Origin of the sequence: Bacillus cereus group sp. RP32, assembly GCF_040459735.1 — a bacterium.
In the GTDB taxonomy this organism is placed as follows: Bacteria; Bacillota; Bacilli; order Bacillales; family Bacillaceae_G; genus Bacillus_A; species Bacillus_A wiedmannii.
This window is the reverse complement of sequence record NZ_JARVHO010000001.1, coordinates 1,135,283-1,153,744: the sequence shown is the minus strand read 5'-3', so window position 1 is coordinate 1,153,744 and position 18,462 is coordinate 1,135,283. Positions and strand designations below refer to the sequence as shown.

Below are 18,462 nucleotides of genomic sequence, written 5' to 3'. Positions count from 1 at the left end.
AAACCCCTTTCCACCCTGACATTACCTTTTTATTTCTGTTAACATCCGCAGCTGTTCATTATATTTTACTTTTGGTAATTTTACATATCCAACCTCTTCAGCGAGATTACCAACATGCTGAATCATAAACTCAATATAATTTGCTACATTCATTTTATTTCGGATAGATGCATCATTCACATAAGCAAATAGTGGCCTAGATAATGGCTTATACTTACCTGATTGAATGGTATCTTTCGTCGGAAGTACACCATTCACTTTTATTGCTCTCACCTTATCTCGATTGGCCATATAATAAGCATATCCTACAAAAGCAATGGCATTTTTATCATTCATTACCCCTTGCATAATAACTTGATCATCTTCAGACAAAGAGACTTTTTTTACAATGCGACTATTTTGTAAGATGACATTTTGAAAATAATCATACGTACCAGAGTCTACACCTGGCGCATAAAACTTCACCTGTTCACGTGGCCATGAAGAATGAATTTGTGACCATCGCTTTTCGTTTCCATCTTCACTCCATAATAGACGTAACTCGTCTACCTTCATATTGTTTACCCAAGTATTTTGGCGACTCACAACGATCGTAAGACCATCGTAAGCGACTTCAAACGGTGTAAACTGAATAGAGTTTTTCTTCATTTCATTTTCTTCCACTTGTTTCATTGCTCTCGAAGCATTATTTATATCTACTTCTCCTTTACTGAAACGATTAAATCCTCCTCCTGTTCCAGAAACACTGATAGAAATTTTCACGTTTGGATGCGCCTTTGTATATTCCTCCGCTACCGCTTCTATAATAGGGAAAACTGTTGAGGATCCATCAACTCTCACTTCTCCCATTTCATTCACAGCAAATACAGTAGACGTGCCAACATAAAGAAAACATGTCGACAGCATGAAAACTTTAATCGATGCACTTATCCATTTCACGTGTTCTTCCTCCTAGAAGTAACCGGAAATAACAGGATTACAGATATAAGAATACTGCTAAACTATTAATTCGGTTTTAATTGTTTGTAAAAGTTTTGTAAAGTTCCACAAGAATCAACATAAGGGGAAACTTGAATCCGTAGCCACCGTTCATCTTCACTGATGATTGGTCTATAAAACCGTTCTCCTTCAGAGGAGATACATACATATCATTTGTGAGATTCCTCAATTTTCCGATATGCTATGCTTGTCCATTTTATTAAAACGTATGCATGAACCCTAAAAAAAAGCACACTATCTTTTCAGATAGTGTGCTTTTTTTACAACTTTTTTATTCGTCATCTTGATCTTGATTTTTCTTTTTATTATCTATTTCCTCTTTTGAAGCTTCGCCATTTTCTATTTTTTTCAAATCAAAGTACGCGTCCATAATATCACGACTAATATATCCGTTAATACCTGATTTATCATCCACCCAAGGTACAACAACAGAAAATGCTACTTCAGGGTCTTCAAGTGGCGCATAACCTACTAACGTTAAGTTATATGTTTCTTTACGCTCACCGTTTGCCTTTCTACCTATCTCTTTATCTCCGCCATACACAGTTTGAGCTGTACCTGTTTTACCAGCAGCTTTATATGGTGCACCTGTAAAGTATTTCGTAGCTGTACCACCAGAATCGTTAAATACTTGTCTAAATCCTTCTTGAACACGTTTAATTTGTGATTCAGGCATATCAATACGATTTAGTACTTTCGGTTCCATTGAATGAACCACTTTTCCAACTTCGTCTGGTTTCACTGCCGGTTGACGAATTTCTTTCACAACTTGCGGCTGCATACGGTAACCACCATTTGCAATTGTTGAAACATATTGCGCTAATTGAAGTGGTGTATACGTATCATACTGTCCAATTGATAAATCTAATAAGAAACCTGGCTGAATTCCTTTACCTGTTTGGCCCGCTGATTCATTCGGTAAATCAATACCTGTTTTCACACCAAGTCCAAACTGTCCGAAATAATAACGCATCGTATCAAATGCTTTTTGTGGTATATCTAACGTACCACCTCTCACATATTGAACACCTGCGAGATTCATCGCCGTTTTAAACATATAAACGTTAGAAGACATTTTTAATGCTGTCAAATCATTAATAGATCCCATCGTCTTCCAAGAAGATTTTTTCGGCGTTCCTTTCAATACGATTGGTTCATCAAGTTGGTAGGAACCTGGTTGAATGGCATTTGTTTGATATCCTGTAAGTACCGTCGCACCTTTTACAGTTGATCCCATCGGATAAGAGCTTGTCATCGTTCCTAATGCGAAATCTTGCACTTTCGTTTCGCCATTTTCTTCCACTAACTGTTTCCCTGCCATAGATAAAACTTCACCATTTTTCGGATTCATCATTACAACGAATGCACGATCTAAAAGAGGTTGTCCCCCTTTATATCTCAATAAATTTTTAGTGATAATTTCTTCTACACGCTTTTGTAATTCCATATCAATTGTTAAATTCAGATTGTTACCACTTTGCCCTTTTGATACATTAATCGTTTCTAAAATATTACCGTTTTTATCTGTAATATTTCTCACTTCCGCTTTATTACCGTGCAAACTATCTTCATATTGCTGCTCAAGATAACTTTTCCCTACGCGGTCATTTCGATTATAATCACGAACAAGATAGTAATCTAGTCTTTCTCTCGGTAAACCTTCATCAGACGTTGACACCCCGCCAAGTACACTTCGGAATAAATCATCATAAATATACTTTCGATCCCAATCAACATTTGTATCTACACCCGGTAATGTTGCTAGATTTTCACTAATAATCGCGTATTCTTTTTCTGTAGCATCCTTTTTAATGACTTGTGGCGTCATCGCATATCCGCCGTCCATTTTGCTTTTAATCGCTAGCACTTCTAAATCTTTTGCGGATAATTGATTCACTTCTTCTTCTGTCACGCGATTTCGTTGACGCTCATCTAATTCTTTATCGTCAATTTTTTTATCTTTTAACTCTTGACGATCTTTATTTGTAATTTTTTCTTTAGCTTCCTCTTTGTGCGTAGCAAGCCAATAGTCTTTTTTATCGCGATCTGTTAATTTATCTGTCGGGACTTCAATCAAATCTGCTAACTTTTCCGCTGTTTCTAAGCGAGCCTCTGCAGTTGACCCTTTCATTTTTGTAAATGTAATCGTACGTACAGCTGCATTATCTACTACAGCTCGCCCAAAACGGTCAAATATTTTCCCACGTGGTACAGGATTACTTATCGTCGAGTTTTCTTTCCTCTCCACTTCATTCTTATATTCCTCACCGCGAACAATTTGTACATAACCAAGCCTTACAATAACCGCGGAGAACATTAAAAACACGCAGAAAAACAGCACGTTTAACCGAAAAGGAACGTGAGTCTTTTTCTTTTGTTGTTTCTGCTTCTTGCTCATACAAACCCCCTCTACCAACAGCTATGTAATGTGAAAGGGACACCTTCATACAGGTGTCCTCACTGCTGTCTTACATCTTTTTCTATTCTAGCATAAAACAACCGAGAAGTTAACCTTCTGGTTCTGTTTGATTCTGCGCATTTGCTTGCGTTACAACACTTGTTTTACTTGCATTTCCCTCATCATATTTGACATTTTTAACTGCAAAATAAATAAGAAAATGTCCTACACCTAAAATACATAATAAGTAAGGTAAACTTTTTTCAGGCGGAAAGAATAGTACAGCACATAAAAAACTTAAAATCGAACAAATTCTTCCTGCATTTAACCATAATTCCCGGACAACTACATACTCTACACGCCACTCTCTCGCATTTTTCGCTCTGCCAATTACATCATACGTCATGGACCCATACGGAACGAGCAAAATAGGGTACGCAACCGCAATACACGCTGCATAAATAAGTAATTTTGCGTATGTAACGTTGAATATAACTAAAAATACGACAGCATATAAAATAATGCCTCCAAGCAAAATTGCTTTTTTCCGCCACTCTTTCTTTAACATACGAGTGACTAAGTAGTAACATACAAATGATACAGCAGAATTTACTAAGCTATATTTCCCTAAGGCGAGTTCGCTATCCGTCGCTAAATACACGTACACGGAAATCACAAAAATAAACGTTCCCTCTCTCAACCCTTGGAAAAAATGAGCACGTGTAATTCTTCCCCAATTTTTATCAATCTGCCGCTCTTTCAATACTTGTACAATTTCATACCGTCCTTCACATTCTCTCTTAGATACAAAAAAGCTTAAAATAACAGCAATTGCAAATAACACTAACGAAAGAAAGAATATGACCGTATAGCCACTCCATTTTTCCATACGTGAAATTGTGTATCCAGCTGCTATCGGTCCAATCATGCCAGAGAAGGATGTAAGAAGTCCAAGAAACCCATTAAAGAAATCTCTTGTTTCTGGTTCTGTAATCTCAAATGTTAATAAGTTAAACGCGAGCCAGTAAAAACCATATCCGACTCCTAAAAGAGCCCCCATTAATAAAATATAGTGAGAAGCGCTTTTTCCCGCTACTAAAACAACGATAAAAAAAATAGCTAACGTGCCTACGCCTATTCGTAACAAGATTGAGCGATCAATACGCTTCGCTAATTTCCCACCTATAAGAAATGTGAGAGGCTGTAATACAACGCTGGCCAAATTATACAAGCCAAGATTCACATAATTTTGTGTTTGTTTCCATAAATAAATGTTAACAAACGTATTCGATAAAGAAATTGCGAGCGTGTATAAACCTCCAATAAGGAGCAACAACACTAAATCCCGATTCACTTCAACGTCACCAATTATATGTTTCCACTTCATACACAACTCTCCTTTACTTCATGTTCTAGTCTTCCAAAGACAAGCTCAATTATGTAAAAGGAAAGCATAGAAAAAAGCTAGGAGCATTCTCCTAGCTTTTTCTATCGTTATTACAATTATTTTGCTTCTTGATAACGTTTTTCAGCAGCGTTCCAATCTACAACGTTCCAGAATGCACCGATGTAGTCAGGACGACGGTTTTGGTAATTTAGGTAGTAAGCATGTTCCCAAACATCTAAACCTACAACTGGAGTTTTACCTTCAGTTAAAGGAGAATCTTGGTTTGGCGTGCTTGTTACTTCTAGCTCACCATTGTTTACTACTAACCAAGCCCAACCAGAACCGAAACGAGTTGCGCCAGCTTTTGCGAATTCTTCTTTGAATGCATCGAAGCTACCGAATTTCGCTTCAATTGCAGTTGCAAGTTCGCCTACTGGTTGTCCGCCGCCGTTTGGAGATAAGATTGTCCAGAAGAATGTATGGTTAGCATGTCCGCCACCATTGTTACGTACTGCTGTACGGATTGCCTCTGGTACTTCGTTTAAGTTTGCAACTAATTCTTCTACGCTTTTGTCAGCTAATTCTGCATGACCTTCTAAAGCAGCGTTTAAGTTTGTAATGTAAGTGTTATGATGTTTTGTATGATGGATGTTCATTGTTTCTTTGTCAAAGTGAGGCTCTAAAGCATCATACGCATAAGGTAAATTTGGTAATTCGTGTTTTGCCATTGTTATATTCCTCCCAGTTTATGTATTGCCACTTAAGTGACATACAACTTCATTCTACCCTAATTGCCATAGGGTGCAAACAAATAAATCACATTGTCTTGCTATCATTAACGTAGCAAAAATCCCACTTCTTTTCAATTAAAATGCTCATATATTCCGTAAAAAAAGCTCCCTTCTACAAGGAAGCTTCCCACTGACATAATAAACATGCGAAATGGATATGGACCCTGTAGGACTCGAACCTACGACCGGACGGTTATGAGCCGTCTGCTCTAACCAGCTGAGCTAAGGGTCCACAATTATGTATGTAACAACATATCAAATAAAGGAATTCCTATCGGATATATCCTTTAAGAAATGTAAGATAAATTTACCATATGGCAAAGAAAAGTGTCAATTGTATTTTTCTCATATAAAAGAAGAAAATTAATAAAAAGAAATTTAGTTATCTCCACTATATGTAAATATAATATATCTTGAGATTCTCTAGATTCCTACGTTACAATGATTTTATACATACATAAAGGAAGTGAATCTATGTCCATATTTACCCAATTAGCAAAAAGCGTATATTCGCCTAAAGATATGGCGTTATTCCGTTTTCAAAAAATCGGAAAAACCATTTTGTATATTATGCTACTTTGTCTAATCACTACTATTCCAAGAACATTCTTTTACGGCAGCTTTATTCAAGATAGTGTTACCATGGTAAATCAAGCAATTGAAAAAGATTTACCTGATTTTAAAATCGAAAACGGTGAACTAAAAGCAGATATTGAACAACCTATTCTAAAGGAAGAAGGAGATGCTCTTTTCGTATTTGATCCCAATACAACAGATATAGAAACATATCAAAACAAAACTGGTTTATTTATTTTAAAAGATAAAGTAGTTTCTATAGGAAATGGTCAAACACAAACATACTCCTATAATGATTTATTAGGGACATCTCTTGAGAAGAAAGACTTGCAAAATTTCATTTCTGTATTCGATAGTATTTATCCAATTTTACTAGCTGTTATCGGCGTGTTAGTATATCTATTCCAATTGTTTATTACTTTCTTAGGAATTACTTTACTTGCGTTTATAGGTTCTGCTATGAGCGGTCAACGTAAATTATCTTATAAGCAAGTATGGACGTTAACTGCATACAGCTACACAATTCCAACAATCTTCTTTATGATTATGGATCTATTCAAAATTGTTGTACCTGGTTCAACATTCATTTATATCGCAGTTGTTTTAATTGTTCTTTACTTAACGATTAAAGAAGTTCCAAAACCGAAAGAAAAATAAAAACGAAAAAATGCCTAAATAGGCATTTTTTTTTTGGACAAGCATATATTCCTAGCAAAGGAGTGAAGAATATGAAAAGATTAGGTATATTCTTATTCGTGCTTGTTCTTGGTTATATATTTTATTACGATATAAAAATCGGCACTTTACCGATGTTAAGTTCATATAAAAAAACAACCGCTGCCCAAACGATAAAGCAAGAAAATACAGATACAAAACAAAAGAAAGAGAACAAAGCAGCAAAAGAAACAGATGTAACTTATAAAACAATCGAAGTCAAAACAGGTGAGACAGTTCTTTCTATTACCGAACAAATTAATAAGAAAAAAATCCCTTCCATTGAAAAGGTAATTGATGACTTTAAACAACTAAACAAAAGTACATCTGCTACAAAAATACAAATTGGAAAGTCTTATAAATTCCCGTTATATCAATGAGCAATCACTTAATCCTTGTCAATTACATAAAGGCGCTGATACAATAGTAAAAGTGAAACCGAGCACTTCGGTTTCTATAGCCCTGTATCACGTATACTTTCATTGATATGAGGGACTAAATAAGAAACTTCTTTTATAAGGAGAGCGATCTATTCGTGAATGAAATGACTCATCGTACAAAAACACGTCCAGTTAAAGTCGGTAATTTAACAATTGGCGGTAATAATGAATTAATTATACAAAGTATGACAACAACAAAAACACATGATGTTGAAGCAACAGTTGCTGAAATTAAACGTTTAGAAGAAGCTGGCTGTCAAGTCGTCCGTGTTGCTGTTCCAGACGAACGCGCAGCAAATGCTATTGCTGATATTAAAAAACAAATCAACATTCCACTTGTTGCTGATATTCATTTTGATTATCGTCTTGCTTTAAAAGCAATTGAAGGTGGCATTGATAAAGTACGTATCAATCCAGGTAACATTGGTCGTCGCCATAAAGTAGAAGCTGTTGTAAATGCAGCAAAAGAACGCGGTATTCCAATCCGTATCGGTGTAAACGCAGGTTCATTAGAACGTCACATTTTAGAAAAGTACGGATACCCAACTGCAGATGGTATGGTCGAGAGCGCCCTACATCACATTAAAATTTTAGAGGATTTAGATTTCCACGATATTATCGTATCTATGAAAGCCTCTGATGTTAACTTAGCAATTGAAGCATATGAAAAAGCTGCGCGTGCTTTTGATTACCCATTACATTTAGGTATTACAGAATCCGGAACATTATTTGCCGGAACTGTAAAAAGTGCCGCTGGTCTTGGCGCAATCTTAAATAAAGGCATCGGAAATACACTACGTATTTCATTAAGTGCTGACCCAGTTGAAGAAGTAAAAGTTGCGCGTGAACTATTAAAGTCATTCGGTCTTGCATCTAATGCAGCAACACTTATTTCTTGCCCAACTTGTGGTCGTATTGAAATTGATTTAATTAGCATCGCTAACGAGGTGGAAGAATACATCTCTACACTAAAAGTACCAATTAAAGTTGCAGTACTTGGTTGCGCTGTAAACGGTCCTGGTGAAGCTCGTGAAGCTGATATCGGTATTGCCGGTGCACGTGGAGAAGGATTATTATTCCGTAAAGGGCAAGTTGTTCGTAAAGTACCAGAAGAAATAATGGTAGAAGAACTGAAAAAAGAAATCGATGTAATTGCTGCTGAAATGGCTGCTGAACGAGAAAAAGAAAAAGAAAAAGAAAAAGAAACACAAGAACAATAAAAAGAAGGTTGCCACAATATTTGTGGGCAACCTTCTTTTTTACGTAAAAAAGCTCGTCAGTTATGTAACCGACGAGTTCTTATTTTGCACATTTTGGACAACGGCCATATATTTCAAACTTATGACCGGTTACTTCATAACCGTTAAAATCTTTATTCATAAAATCCATCGGGCAGGAAGTAATCTCTTTCGTTCCCCCGCAATCTAAACAAATAAAATGATGATGATGTTCCATAATAGAACATGTAAAACGAAAATGTTTTTCACCATTTAATTCCGTTTGTTCTAAAACACCGATTTCAGCAAACACCGTTAAGTTACGATAAATCGTATCAAAGCTAAGACCTGGATAATCATCCTTCATATGCTCTAAAACGTCTTTCGCCGTTAAATAACGATTGTGAGCTGCAAATAACCTGAGCATTTCTTCCCTTTTCCCCGTATGTTTGTATCCTTTATCTTTCATTAGGCGTAAAGCTTCTGTTAGATTCATACCTATCCCTACTTTATGCAGTTTTTTTCTTTTTCCATAAAATCGCACCAATTAAAATAAGAACTGCTATCATAACAATTGTACCACCTGGTGCTAGATCAAGTTGATATGAAGCAAACATTCCACCAATTACTGAAATTTCACCAAATAAAATGGAAAAGAAAATTGTTTGTTTAAATCCATTTGCAATACGAATACTTGCTGCAACTGGTAACGTCATTAATGATGATACGAGAAGAACTCCTACTACACGCATTGATACTGCAATAACAAGAGCAACCAATATAATGAAAATAAAATGAATCCACTTTGCACTCAAACCGGTTGATACAGCATATTCCTCATCAAACGATAGTAAAAATAACTCTTTGTATAATAAAGTGATCGTTACAATAACAACAATTGCTACAATGCCGATGATTATTAAATCCGTACTTGTTACAGCACTTACACTCCCAAATAAATAACTAAATAAATCAGTGTTAAATCCATTTGCAAGTGATATAAAAATAACCCCAATCCCCATTCCTGCTGAAAGAATAATCGGAATTGCTAATTCTTGATAATGTTTATATACAGTACGTAATTTTTCAATTAGTAACGCCCCACCAATAGAAAAAATCATTCCCATATATAACGGATTTAAAAATCCTCCTGTGAAAATTGTTTTTTCTAGTAGTAAACTTGCAGCAATACCCGATAATGTCACGTGACTTAAAGCATCCGCAATAAGCGACATTCGGCGAATGACAACAAATACACCGATAAGCGGCGCAACAAGTCCTATTAAAATCCCTGCATATAAAGAGTTACGTAAAAAGTCATATTGTAAAAAATCTTGTATCATTATATCCTCCCGTGATGCTCATGCTCGTGTTCTAAACGATGAACATGATGTCCATATAAGACGGACATTTCTGCATCTTCTAACTCTCGGAACTTATCTACATTTCCATGGAAATGTAGATGTTGGTTTAAGCATGCAACATGTGTTACCTTCTCAGTAACAGCTCCCATATCATGAGTAACGAGAATTAATGTGATTCCTAACCTTTTGTTTAAATCCTCTAATGTCTCATAAAAACTTTCTACATTCTTCACATCTATTCCAACAGTGGGCTCGTCCAAAATAAGTAATTCAGGATCACTAACGAGCGCACGAGCAATAAATACACGCTGTTGTTGTCCACCAGAAAGTTCTCCGATATTGCGCCCTTGAAACTCACTCATCCCTACATCAGCAATCGCTTTTTCTACCTTTTCCTTATCGTTTTTCGTGAAAAAGCGAAACAGCCCTTTTTTCGAAACGAGTCCCATTGATACAACTTCAAAAACAGTGGCCGGAAAACCAGAATTAAAGCTATTTGCCTTTTGCGACACATAACCAACTTTGTTCCATTCTTTAAACTTCTTACTGTCAACACCAAACAAACGAATACTTCCCTGTTTTGGCTTTAAAACGCCTAATAAACATTTTAGCAAAGTAGATTTCCCAGAACCATTTGGCCCAACTAAACCTAAAAAAGCTCCCTTCGGAACTTGCAAATTAATATCTTCTAACACATTTCGATCTTCATATCGAAATGACAATCCTTCTATTTCTAATATATTATTCATAGCATCTCACCTATTTTAATTCAGAATGATTCCGATTTATATCTATTTGAATTATAGTACAGCTTATTATAGTTGTAAACCAATCTGCCTAAAATATATCAATTTTTTCAAGAAACCTTACTATTATAACAAAAAGCAGAGAAAAATTCTCTGCTTCCGAAAAATATTCCTATAAAATGAAACCTTAATCAGATGAGGCCATCCCCTAACGATTGGCGAGGATTTTTACTGGATAAATTTTCTAGTGGATAGCCGATTTAAACTTGCCACCATTTGTCTCTTGTGTATTCATAATCGTAACAAACGCATTCGCATCAATTTCATACACAATTGATTTTAACTTCGTCACTTCCAGACGCGTTACAACTGCATAAATAACTTCTTTTTCTTTATCCGTGTAACCGCCTTTCGCTACAAGCTTTGTAGTTCCACGACCAAGACGATGCAAAATCGCATTTGATACTTCCTCATATTGATCTGATACAATTAAAACTGCTTTCGTTTCATCTAAACCTTGAATGACTGTATCAATTGTTTTGAATGCGATATAGTACGTCATAACAGAATACATAGCTTGTTCAACACCAAATACAAATGCTGCCCATGCAAAAATGAATAAGTTCACAAACATTACAAATTCGCCAACAGAGAAAGGTAATTTCTTCGTTAATAAAATACCCATAATTTCTGTTCCGTCCATTGATCCACCATGGCGAATAACGAGCCCTACACCAATACCTAAAATAAGACCACCAAACACTGTTGCTAAAATCGGCTCTGTTGTAAATGGCGGAACAGCATGTAACGTTGATTCAATAAACGCTAAAGCTACAATACCGAACGCCGAAGATAACATGAACGTTTTCCCGATTTGCTTATAACCTGAATACATGAATGGGATATTGAGAATAACGACTAAAGTAGAGAAACTTAACCACCAAATATTAGGAGTAAGATAATCTAATATAAGAGAAATACCAATAATTCCACCATCAATAATTTTATTTGGCATTAAAAATAGTTCAATCGCTACCGCTGCGCATGCTGCCCCAAAAATAATCATAACTAAACGATAAATAAGATGGATAACACTTTCTTTTCGATGTTGCTTTTGTTCCATAAGTCCTCCTTATACTCTTTTTCTATAGTTTTGTCCTTATATTATAACATACGCTTCTTTTTCTCATGGAAAAAGAAACTCTATACGAATATGTACAAGCTACGTACTCATATATTTCGATAGAAGAACGTGTGAAGGAGGATAACTCGATGAACCTCATTAAACAACTTGTAAATAAAAAATTAAATCATATTTCTACAAAAGAGTTATTGAAATATAGTAAAGAATATGAAGTTTCTATTACGACTGCACAAGCGGATCAAATTGTTTTACTTATGAAAGGAAAGAATATTAACATTTACGATAATGACGAACGGCTAGAGCTCTTAAAACAAATAGCAAAAGTAACCTCCCCTGCTACTGCCCAACAAGTAAATACTTTATTTCAGCAACTACTAAAATAAGGAGGGGAAAATCCCCTCCTTATTGCTTATTGCGCTTTAATTTTCTCAAGAATTCCTTCATCAAAAGTACCATTTTTCAGCATTTCGATTTCTAATTTATATGGTGGCTTCTTATCTTTTTTATCTTCACCTACATATGGCGTTTCAAGAATTTTTGGTACGTGCATTAACTGCGGATGATGCACAATATGATGTAACGCTTTATAACCGATATAACCGAAGCCGATATTTTCATGACGGTCCTTTCCTGCGCCGCATACATTTTTACTATCATTAATATGAAGTACTTGCAAACGATCCATACCAACAATCTTATCAAATTCATTTAATACGCCGTCAAAATCATTTACAATATCATATCCTGCATCGTGCGTATGACACGTATCAAAGCATACTGATAATTTTTCATTATATTTTACACCATCAATAATCTTTGCAATTTCTTCAAAGCTACGACCGCATTCTGTTCCTTTTCCTGCCATCGTTTCTAACGCAATGTTAACCGTCTGCTCTGGCATTAATACTTCATTAAGCCCTTTAATAATTTGTTGAATACCAGCATCCGCTCCTGCACCAACGTGCGCACCTGGGTGAAGAACGATTTGTTTCGCTACACCTAATGCCGATGTTCTTTCAATTTCCATGCGAAGGAAGTCTACACCTAATTGGAATGTTTCTGGCTTCGTCGTATTCCCAAGATTAATAATATATGGCGCATGTACGATAATTTCCTCAATACCGTTTAGTTCCATATGTTTTCTTCCTGCTTCTATGTTCAATTCTTCAATTGGTTTTCTTCGTGTATTTTGCGGTGCACCTGTATAAATCATAAACGTCGTTGCACCGTATGAAACAGCCTCTTCACTTGCTGCTAATAACATTTTCTTACCACTCATAGAAACATGAGATCCAATCTTTAACATACAATCACCTCTTCAATATACAATAGATATAATGATAGCATAATTTGTAGAAATATGTAGCGAATTGTTTGTTCCTAAAACACTACGCAAATTGTAACTAGCTACACCGAAACTTTAATCAGTGTTTTTTCATTCCCCACCGATTATTATCCCGCAAATATCCGGATAAAAAAAGATAAGGGGGCTCCCCTTATCTTTTTTTATTACTATATTTTTTCTTCACTTTATCACGTTCTGTTGCAAGTTTACGTTTATAGTTTGGTTTTACTTTTTTCGGCTTTTTAATAACTTTCGTTGCCATAACATCAAGTTCATCATTTGGCTTTTTACGGCTCTTACGACGACGACGTTCACCTAAATCCGCCCACTCATCTCCGCGTAACTCTACATGCTTGAACTCAATATGACGTTGTTTTTCTAAACTATCTAACGCTTCTTCGTTTGCTGGATCATAAATCGTCACTGCAATACCTGAATGCCCCGCACGTGCTGTTCTTCCAACGCGGTGAACGAAGAAATCTAAATCTGATGGAAGTTCGTAGTTAATAACATGACTAATTCCTTCAATATCAATACCACGTGCTGCTAAATCAGTTGCAACAATATATTGGAATTCAAGATCACGAATTTGTTTCATCATTTTTTTACGATCACGCGGTGATAAATCTCCGTGAATTCGTCCAACTTTTAAGCCACGTTCCATTAATCCGTCAGCAACCTGATCCGCCATCTTCTTCGTATTCGTGAAAACAACTGCTAAATAAGGTTTAAATTGTAGCAACATTTTGTTCACTAAGTCGATTTTGTTCCGATGTTTAGAAGGTACTAAATAATGCTCAATATTCCCAGCCGCAACTTGTTTTGGATTGATATGAATATGCTCTGGATTCTCCATATATTTCTTCAGAAACGGTTTTAATTTTTGAGGAATTGTTGCAGAGAAAACTAGCATTTGCAGGTTTCTAGGCATGCGTGATGCAATTTTGTCTACATCATGAATGAATCCCATATCAAGCATTAAGTCTGCTTCATCGACAATAATAGTATTTGCTTTATGAACAAATAATGCTTGTGCTTCCACTAAATCTTTAATACGTCCTGGTGTTCCAACTACAATATGAGGTTGTTTTTTCAACTTTTCAATTGATCGTTGTTTATCTGTTCCACCAATTAAACAACGTGCTGTAATCATTTGATCTTCCGCACAAAACTTTGTTAATTTCACGATTTCTTCGTAAATTTGTTGTGCTAACTCACGAGTAGGCGCTGTAATAACAAGTTGTACTTCTTCACGACTTGCATTAATTCTGTTCAATGTAGGAAGTAAGTATGCATGTGTTTTCCCAGAACCTGTTTGGGATTGTCCAATTACACTTACACCTTTTTTCACGACCGGGAAAATTTTCTTTTGAATTCCTGTCGGCTCTGTAAAGCGTAGTTCACGAACTGCATCTATTAAAAATGGTTTAAAATCATACTGTGTAAAAGTTTGTTGTGTCATAAGTTACACCTTCTTTCTAAATTTCTACTGCGCGCACAAATCAGCCAAGTCTACATTATATCGAAATCTACAAGTAAAATCCATCTTTAGTTTAGGTTTTTACTTCAAAAACTAACCTTCTTCCCTCTTATTGCATATTGTATGTGTATATACCTAACTGAAGAAAGGAGGATTTCTCACATGTTTCCAAAATCCCATACAAGGCAAATGTATCCGAATCAAGGACAGCAACCTTATACACCATATCCAATTCCACAACTACCACCGATGGCACAAAAAAAGAAAGGGTTCCTTGCTAAACTGTTTAAAAAACACGATCCAACCGAGCCTTTCATGCAAATGGTTCCACCTTATCGACAAATGGATGGACCGCCGCCAATGATGCACCAGCAACCGCCGCCCCAATATCAACAACAATACCAATACCAACAACAATACCCGCAGCAATACTCACAACAATATCAACCATACATGCAGCAACATCCAGAGCAAATGATTCCCCCTCAAATGTATGAATCAAATGAAACGCGCGGCGGTGCAGCAACTACAGCAGCATCAAGTAGCGGCATCGGCAGTTTTTTTGCAAATTTAATTTCGAATCCAACTAATATGATAAACAATATTGAAAAAGTATCCCAAGTCGTTCAATCTGTAAGCCCTGTCGTCGAACAGTACGGTCCTATTATGCGTAACCTACCAAGCATTGTTAAAATCCTCACCTCTGGAAAAAGTACGGAAGAAGATCCAACTAAAAATCCAACTGAAGACATAACAGAAAAGGTTGAGGTAGCAACTCCGCCTCCTCCACAAAAAAAAAGAAAAAGAAAAAAAATAGTGATTGAGCCTGTCATAGAAAAAGAATTACGAGAGGAGCCTGTTCAAAAAATAGCAACAAAACCAAAACTATATGTGTAACAATCCTTTGTTTTCTATCCATTCCTCCTTTATAATGTAAAAGACTATGCACAAAAGTATCCCTTGTTTAGAAGGAGAGGATTACTCATATGAAAATTGTTAAAATTTCCCCTCGTGGTTATTGCTACGGTGTTGTGGACGCGATGGTTATTGCACGTAACGCCGCATTAGATACATCATTACCAAGACCTATTTATATTTTAGGTATGATTGTTCACAACAAACATGTAACAGATGCATTCGAAGAAGATGGCATCATTACATTAGACGGTCCAAGTCGATTAGAAATTTTAGATAAAATCGATTCTGGTACTGTTATTTTCACTGCACACGGTGTTTCTCCAGAAGTTAAACAACGTGCAAAAGAAAAAGGTTTAACGACAATCGATGCCACTTGTCCAGATGTTACAAAAACACATGACCTTATTGAAGCAAAGAAAGCTGAAGGTTACCATGTCATTTATATCGGCAAAAAAAATCATCCAGAACCAGAAGGCGCAGTTGGTATTGCACCTGACATCGTTCACCTTATCGAAAGAGCTGATGATTTAAAAACATTAGAAATTCCAACAGATAAAATTTTAGTTACAAATCAAACAACGATGAGCCAATGGGATGTTCAACATTTAATGGAGGACATTCAGAAGAAATTCCCAACAGCAGAATTCCATAAGGAAATTTGTTTAGCAACTCAAGTTCGCCAAGAAGCTGTCGCTAAACAAGCTGATGTTGCAGACTTAACAATTGTTGTCGGTGATCCGAAAAGTAACAACTCAAACCGTTTAGCACAAGTATCACAAGAAATCGCTGGTACGAAAGCATACCGCGTTGCAGACGTAAGTGAGATTAAATTAGAGTGGCTACAAGGTGTAGAAAACGTAGCTGTTACAGCAGGTGCTTCTACTCCAACTCCAATTACAAAAGAAGTTATCGCTTTCTTAGATCAATATGATCCAATGAATCCCGCTACATGGGAGAGAGTTCGAAAAGTACCATTACAAAAAATATTACCTCGTGTAAAAGTGAAAAAAGAACAATAATAAAAACCGTTGCCTATAAGCAACGGTTTTTATTATTCTTATACAAATGTAAATGGATCTGTATGTAATTGCGAAGCATGAATGTGTACATTGAGTTTCTTTTCATCCACTTTTTCTTGTAATTGCTTTTGTACACCTTGCTTCATTACTTTTTCAACGTTATGTCCTGGGTCAACTATATTTAAACCGAGCATCATCGCATCATGAGCAACATGATAATACATGTCACCTGTTACATATACATCCGCTCCTTTAAATTTAGCTTGATTGATGTATTTGTTACCATCGCCACCAAGTACAGCTACTTTGCGCACTTTATCATTTAAATCCCCAACAACTCGTGCACCCTTTACATCTAATGATTTCTTTACATGTTCCGCAAACTGTCCAAGTGTCAGTTCTTCTTGTAAATATCCTATTTTTCCAAGCCCTAATGTTTCACCTTTGTTATCAAGTGGATACACATCATATGCTACTTCTTCATATGGATGTGCCGTTACCATTGCTTTAATCACTTTTCGCTGTAGTGAAGCTGGAATTATCGTTTCGATTCGCACTTCTTCTACGCGTTCTAACTGCCCAGTTTCCCCGATATAAGGATTTGTTCCCTCTTGAGGTACAAACGTACCTGTACCCTCGCTATTAAACGTACAGTGGCTATAATTGCCTATATGACCAGCACCTGCGTCTCCTAATGCTTTTCGTACTTCTTCTGCATGAGTTACTGGCACAAACACAACAACTTTTTTCATTTCTTCTGCATATGTCGGTGCCAAAACTTCTGTATTTTGCAACCCTAACGCCTCAGCAAGTAAATCATTTACCCCACCCTTAGCAACATCCACATTTGTATGTGCTGCATAAATGGCAATATCATTTTTAATACACATTTCAATAATTCTTCCGTACGCTTTATCTGTATGAATCGCTTTTAACGGATTAAAAATTAAAGGGTGATGCGCAATAATGACATTCGCCCCTAATTGAATTGCTTCATCCACAACTTCCTCCGTTACATCTAACGCAATCAATACGTGTTGTACGGGTTTATTAAGCGCTCCAATTTGCAGGCCAATCTTATCTCCTTCCATCGCCAAATGCTTCGGATACATACTTTCAAATAAAGAAATAATTTCATGGCCATTTGGAATTTTACTCATGATAAAACCTCCCGTATCATTTTCATTTTCGCTTCTACTTCCGCACGCTTCGCTTTTGTTTCTTCAGAATCAGCCGCACGTTCTAACTGCTTTAAAATATTTTGGAAGTTTTTCAATTCCCCTTCCCATTTTTCAACGAAAGCTTCACCTTTTTCTTTTATTAAAAATGGTCCCATAAATAATTCCGCTTGTTTATTTTCAGAATAAGGCACCGCAATGTCTCCTCGCTCGCCTACTAAAATCTCGTAAATTTTCCCATCTTCTTTTACGATTTTTTCATGGATAAGCTCCCATCCATTCTCAATAAACCATTCACGAATGTGATGCGCTGCAATATTCGGCTGTAAAATTAAACGAGTTACCCCTTCTAATTTTTCTTTACCACTTTCTAAAATGTCACGAATTAACGCTCCGCCCATTCCAGCAACCGTAATTACATCTACTTCTCCTGGCGCGATAACAGCTAATCCATTCCCTTTACGCACATCTACTTTATCTTGTAAGCCACTTTCAGCTACAGTTGCTTGTGCAGAGCGAAATGGTCCATCTACAACCTCTCCAGCAACTGCTTTTGTAGCAATATTATTTATAATTGTATAACACGGTAAATACGCATGATCCGATCCAATATCAGCTACTGTAGATCCTACCGGTATTTCACGCACTACTTCTTCTAATCGTTTTGAAAGCTTTACTTCATTCATGTATTTCCATTACTCCTTCTCTTGTCAGTCTGTCTCCATGATAATGAATTTATAGTAGTT

General features: G+C 36.2%; 18 protein-coding genes and 1 tRNA gene. 6 read left to right on the top strand and 13 right to left on the bottom strand.

Annotation, left to right across the window (positions count from 1 at the left end; all coding sequences use genetic code 11):
• Positions 1-21 precede the first annotated feature (21 nt).
• From phoX to QCI46_RS05935, 5 genes are all read right to left on the bottom strand, one after another.
• Positions 22-939, bottom strand: a complete 918-nt coding sequence (gene phoX / locus QCI46_RS05955) for a phosphate ABC transporter substrate-binding protein PhoX (RefSeq protein ID WP_353839787.1) — start codon at positions 937-939, stop codon at positions 22-24.
• 331 nt (positions 940-1,270) lie between these two features.
• Positions 1,271-3,397 (bottom strand): peptidoglycan D,D-transpeptidase FtsI family protein, encoded by a 2,127-nt coding sequence (locus tag QCI46_RS05950; protein WP_353839786.1) that lies wholly within the window; start codon positions 3,395-3,397, stop codon positions 1,271-1,273.
• A 109-nt stretch (positions 3,398-3,506) separates the two neighbouring features.
• Positions 3,507-4,784, bottom strand: a complete 1,278-nt coding sequence (locus tag QCI46_RS05945; RefSeq protein WP_353839785.1) for an MFS transporter — start codon at positions 4,782-4,784, stop codon at positions 3,507-3,509.
• A gap of 116 nt (positions 4,785-4,900) precedes the next feature.
• Complete coding sequence (gene sodA, locus QCI46_RS05940; RefSeq protein ID WP_001052034.1) at positions 4,901-5,512, bottom strand: superoxide dismutase [Mn]; 612 nt, start codon at positions 5,510-5,512, stop codon at positions 4,901-4,903.
• Positions 5,513-5,733: 221 nt separating this feature from the next.
• Positions 5,734-5,807: transfer RNA gene (locus QCI46_RS05935), tRNA-Ile, on the bottom strand.
• Positions 5,808-6,049: 242 nt separating this feature from the next.
• On the opposite strand from QCI46_RS05935, the gene QCI46_RS05930 reads away from it, so the two are divergent.
• The 3 genes from QCI46_RS05930 to ispG all read left to right on the top strand — a co-directional run bounded on the left by QCI46_RS05930 (position 6,050) and on the right by ispG (position 8,525).
• Complete coding sequence (locus QCI46_RS05930) at positions 6,050-6,808, top strand: DUF1189 domain-containing protein (protein WP_353839784.1); 759 nt, start codon at positions 6,050-6,052, stop codon at positions 6,806-6,808.
• 71 nt (positions 6,809-6,879) lie between these two features.
• A complete protein-coding gene (locus QCI46_RS05925) occupies positions 6,880-7,245 on the top strand; it encodes a hypothetical protein (RefSeq protein ID WP_353839783.1) in 366 nt (121 codons plus the stop codon).
• A 164-nt stretch (positions 7,246-7,409) separates the two neighbouring features.
• Entirely contained in the window at positions 7,410-8,525 is a 1,116-nt protein-coding gene (gene ispG / locus QCI46_RS05920) for a flavodoxin-dependent (E)-4-hydroxy-3-methylbut-2-enyl-diphosphate synthase (RefSeq protein WP_131934101.1), read from the top strand.
• 79 nt (positions 8,526-8,604) lie between these two features.
• Here the strand turns inward: ispG and QCI46_RS05915 are convergent, their stop codons facing one another.
• From QCI46_RS05915 to QCI46_RS05900, 4 genes are all read right to left on the bottom strand, one after another.
• A complete protein-coding gene (locus tag QCI46_RS05915) occupies positions 8,605-9,018 on the bottom strand; it encodes a Fur family transcriptional regulator (protein ID WP_001054512.1) in 414 nt (137 codons plus the stop codon).
• Between the two features lie 13 nt (positions 9,019-9,031).
• Positions 9,032-9,865 (bottom strand): metal ABC transporter permease, encoded by an 834-nt coding sequence (locus QCI46_RS05910; RefSeq protein ID WP_088608153.1) that lies wholly within the window; start codon positions 9,863-9,865, stop codon positions 9,032-9,034.
• A complete protein-coding gene (locus QCI46_RS05905; protein ID WP_353839782.1) occupies positions 9,865-10,635 on the bottom strand; it encodes a metal ABC transporter ATP-binding protein in 771 nt (256 codons plus the stop codon). The genes QCI46_RS05910 and QCI46_RS05905 overlap by 1 nt, the downstream gene beginning before the upstream one ends.
• A 241-nt stretch (positions 10,636-10,876) precedes the next feature.
• Positions 10,877-11,755 carry a YitT family protein gene (locus tag QCI46_RS05900; protein ID WP_000435955.1) on the bottom strand — a complete coding sequence of 293 codons (879 nt, stop codon included), beginning with the start codon at positions 11,753-11,755 and terminating at the stop codon, positions 10,877-10,879.
• 149 nt (positions 11,756-11,904) lie between these two features.
• Between QCI46_RS05900 and QCI46_RS05895 the strand changes: the two genes are divergently transcribed.
• Positions 11,905-12,159 (top strand): DUF2624 domain-containing protein, encoded by a 255-nt coding sequence (locus QCI46_RS05895; protein WP_001048965.1) that lies wholly within the window; start codon positions 11,905-11,907, stop codon positions 12,157-12,159.
• Positions 12,160-12,185: 26 nt separating this feature from the next.
• Here QCI46_RS05895 and QCI46_RS05890 read toward each other — a convergent pair whose 3' ends face one another.
• Together QCI46_RS05890 and QCI46_RS05885 are read right to left on the bottom strand one after the other, a co-directional pair.
• Positions 12,186-13,082 (bottom strand): deoxyribonuclease IV, encoded by an 897-nt coding sequence (locus QCI46_RS05890; protein WP_353839781.1) that lies wholly within the window; start codon positions 13,080-13,082, stop codon positions 12,186-12,188.
• 190 nt (positions 13,083-13,272) lie between these two features.
• Positions 13,273-14,583, bottom strand: a complete 1,311-nt coding sequence (locus QCI46_RS05885) for a DEAD/DEAH box helicase (RefSeq protein WP_000194012.1) — start codon at positions 14,581-14,583, stop codon at positions 13,273-13,275.
• A gap of 180 nt (positions 14,584-14,763) precedes the next feature.
• Here QCI46_RS05885 and vrrA point away from each other — a divergent pair, with 180 nt between their 5' ends.
• Positions 14,764-15,498 (top strand): VrrA/YqfQ family protein, encoded by a 735-nt coding sequence (gene vrrA, locus QCI46_RS05880; RefSeq protein WP_097907663.1) that lies wholly within the window; start codon positions 14,764-14,766, stop codon positions 15,496-15,498.
• An 89-nt stretch (positions 15,499-15,587) separates the two neighbouring features.
• Positions 15,588-16,538, top strand: a complete 951-nt coding sequence (locus QCI46_RS05875; protein ID WP_087985254.1) for a 4-hydroxy-3-methylbut-2-enyl diphosphate reductase — start codon at positions 15,588-15,590, stop codon at positions 16,536-16,538.
• Between the two features lie 38 nt (positions 16,539-16,576).
• Here QCI46_RS05875 and QCI46_RS05870 read toward each other — a convergent pair whose 3' ends face one another.
• Both QCI46_RS05870 and QCI46_RS05865 read right to left on the bottom strand, forming a co-directional pair.
• Positions 16,577-17,698, bottom strand: a complete 1,122-nt coding sequence (locus QCI46_RS05870) for a Nif3-like dinuclear metal center hexameric protein (RefSeq protein WP_353839780.1) — start codon at positions 17,696-17,698, stop codon at positions 16,577-16,579.
• Entirely contained in the window at positions 17,695-18,402 is a 708-nt protein-coding gene (locus tag QCI46_RS05865; protein WP_098199630.1) for a tRNA (adenine(22)-N(1))-methyltransferase, read from the bottom strand. Before QCI46_RS05865 ends, QCI46_RS05870 begins: the two co-directional genes overlap by 4 nt.
• Between the last annotated feature and the right edge of the window lie 60 nt (positions 18,403-18,462).

Excerpts from the sequence above, each read along its gene's own strand:
- QCI46_RS05950 (WP_353839786.1), bottom strand. The coding sequence starts at position 3,397 with ATGAGCAAGAAGCAGAAACAACAAAAGAAAAAGACTCACGTTCCTTTT.
- QCI46_RS05945 (WP_353839785.1), bottom strand. The coding sequence starts at position 4,784 with ATGAAGTGGAAACATATAATTGGTGACGTTGAAGTGAATCGGGATTTA.
- sodA (WP_001052034.1), bottom strand. The coding sequence starts at position 5,512 with ATGGCAAAACACGAATTACCAAATTTACCTTATGCGTATGATGCTTTA.
- QCI46_RS05930 (WP_353839784.1), top strand. The coding sequence starts at position 6,050 with ATGTCCATATTTACCCAATTAGCAAAAAGCGTATATTCGCCTAAAGAT.
- QCI46_RS05925 (WP_353839783.1), top strand. The coding sequence starts at position 6,880 with ATGAAAAGATTAGGTATATTCTTATTCGTGCTTGTTCTTGGTTATATA.
- ispG (WP_131934101.1), top strand. The coding sequence starts at position 7,410 with ATGACTCATCGTACAAAAACACGTCCAGTTAAAGTCGGTAATTTAACA.
- QCI46_RS05915 (WP_001054512.1), bottom strand. The coding sequence starts at position 9,018 with ATGAATCTAACAGAAGCTTTACGCCTAATGAAAGATAAAGGATACAAA.
- QCI46_RS05910 (WP_088608153.1), bottom strand. The coding sequence starts at position 9,865 with ATGATACAAGATTTTTTACAATATGACTTTTTACGTAACTCTTTATAT.
- QCI46_RS05905 (WP_353839782.1), bottom strand. The coding sequence starts at position 10,635 with ATGAATAATATATTAGAAATAGAAGGATTGTCATTTCGATATGAAGAT.
- QCI46_RS05900 (WP_000435955.1), bottom strand. The coding sequence starts at position 11,755 with ATGGAACAAAAGCAACATCGAAAAGAAAGTGTTATCCATCTTATTTAT.
- QCI46_RS05895 (WP_001048965.1), top strand. The coding sequence starts at position 11,905 with ATGAACCTCATTAAACAACTTGTAAATAAAAAATTAAATCATATTTCT.
- QCI46_RS05890 (WP_353839781.1), bottom strand. The coding sequence starts at position 13,082 with ATGTTAAAGATTGGATCTCATGTTTCTATGAGTGGTAAGAAAATGTTA.
- QCI46_RS05885 (WP_000194012.1), bottom strand. The coding sequence starts at position 14,583 with ATGACACAACAAACTTTTACACAGTATGATTTTAAACCATTTTTAATA.
- vrrA (WP_097907663.1), top strand. The coding sequence starts at position 14,764 with ATGTTTCCAAAATCCCATACAAGGCAAATGTATCCGAATCAAGGACAG.
- QCI46_RS05875 (WP_087985254.1), top strand. The coding sequence starts at position 15,588 with ATGAAAATTGTTAAAATTTCCCCTCGTGGTTATTGCTACGGTGTTGTG.
- QCI46_RS05870 (WP_353839780.1), bottom strand. The coding sequence starts at position 17,698 with ATGAGTAAAATTCCAAATGGCCATGAAATTATTTCTTTATTTGAAAGT.
- QCI46_RS05865 (WP_098199630.1), bottom strand. The coding sequence starts at position 18,402 with ATGAATGAAGTAAAGCTTTCAAAACGATTAGAAGAAGTAGTGCGTGAA.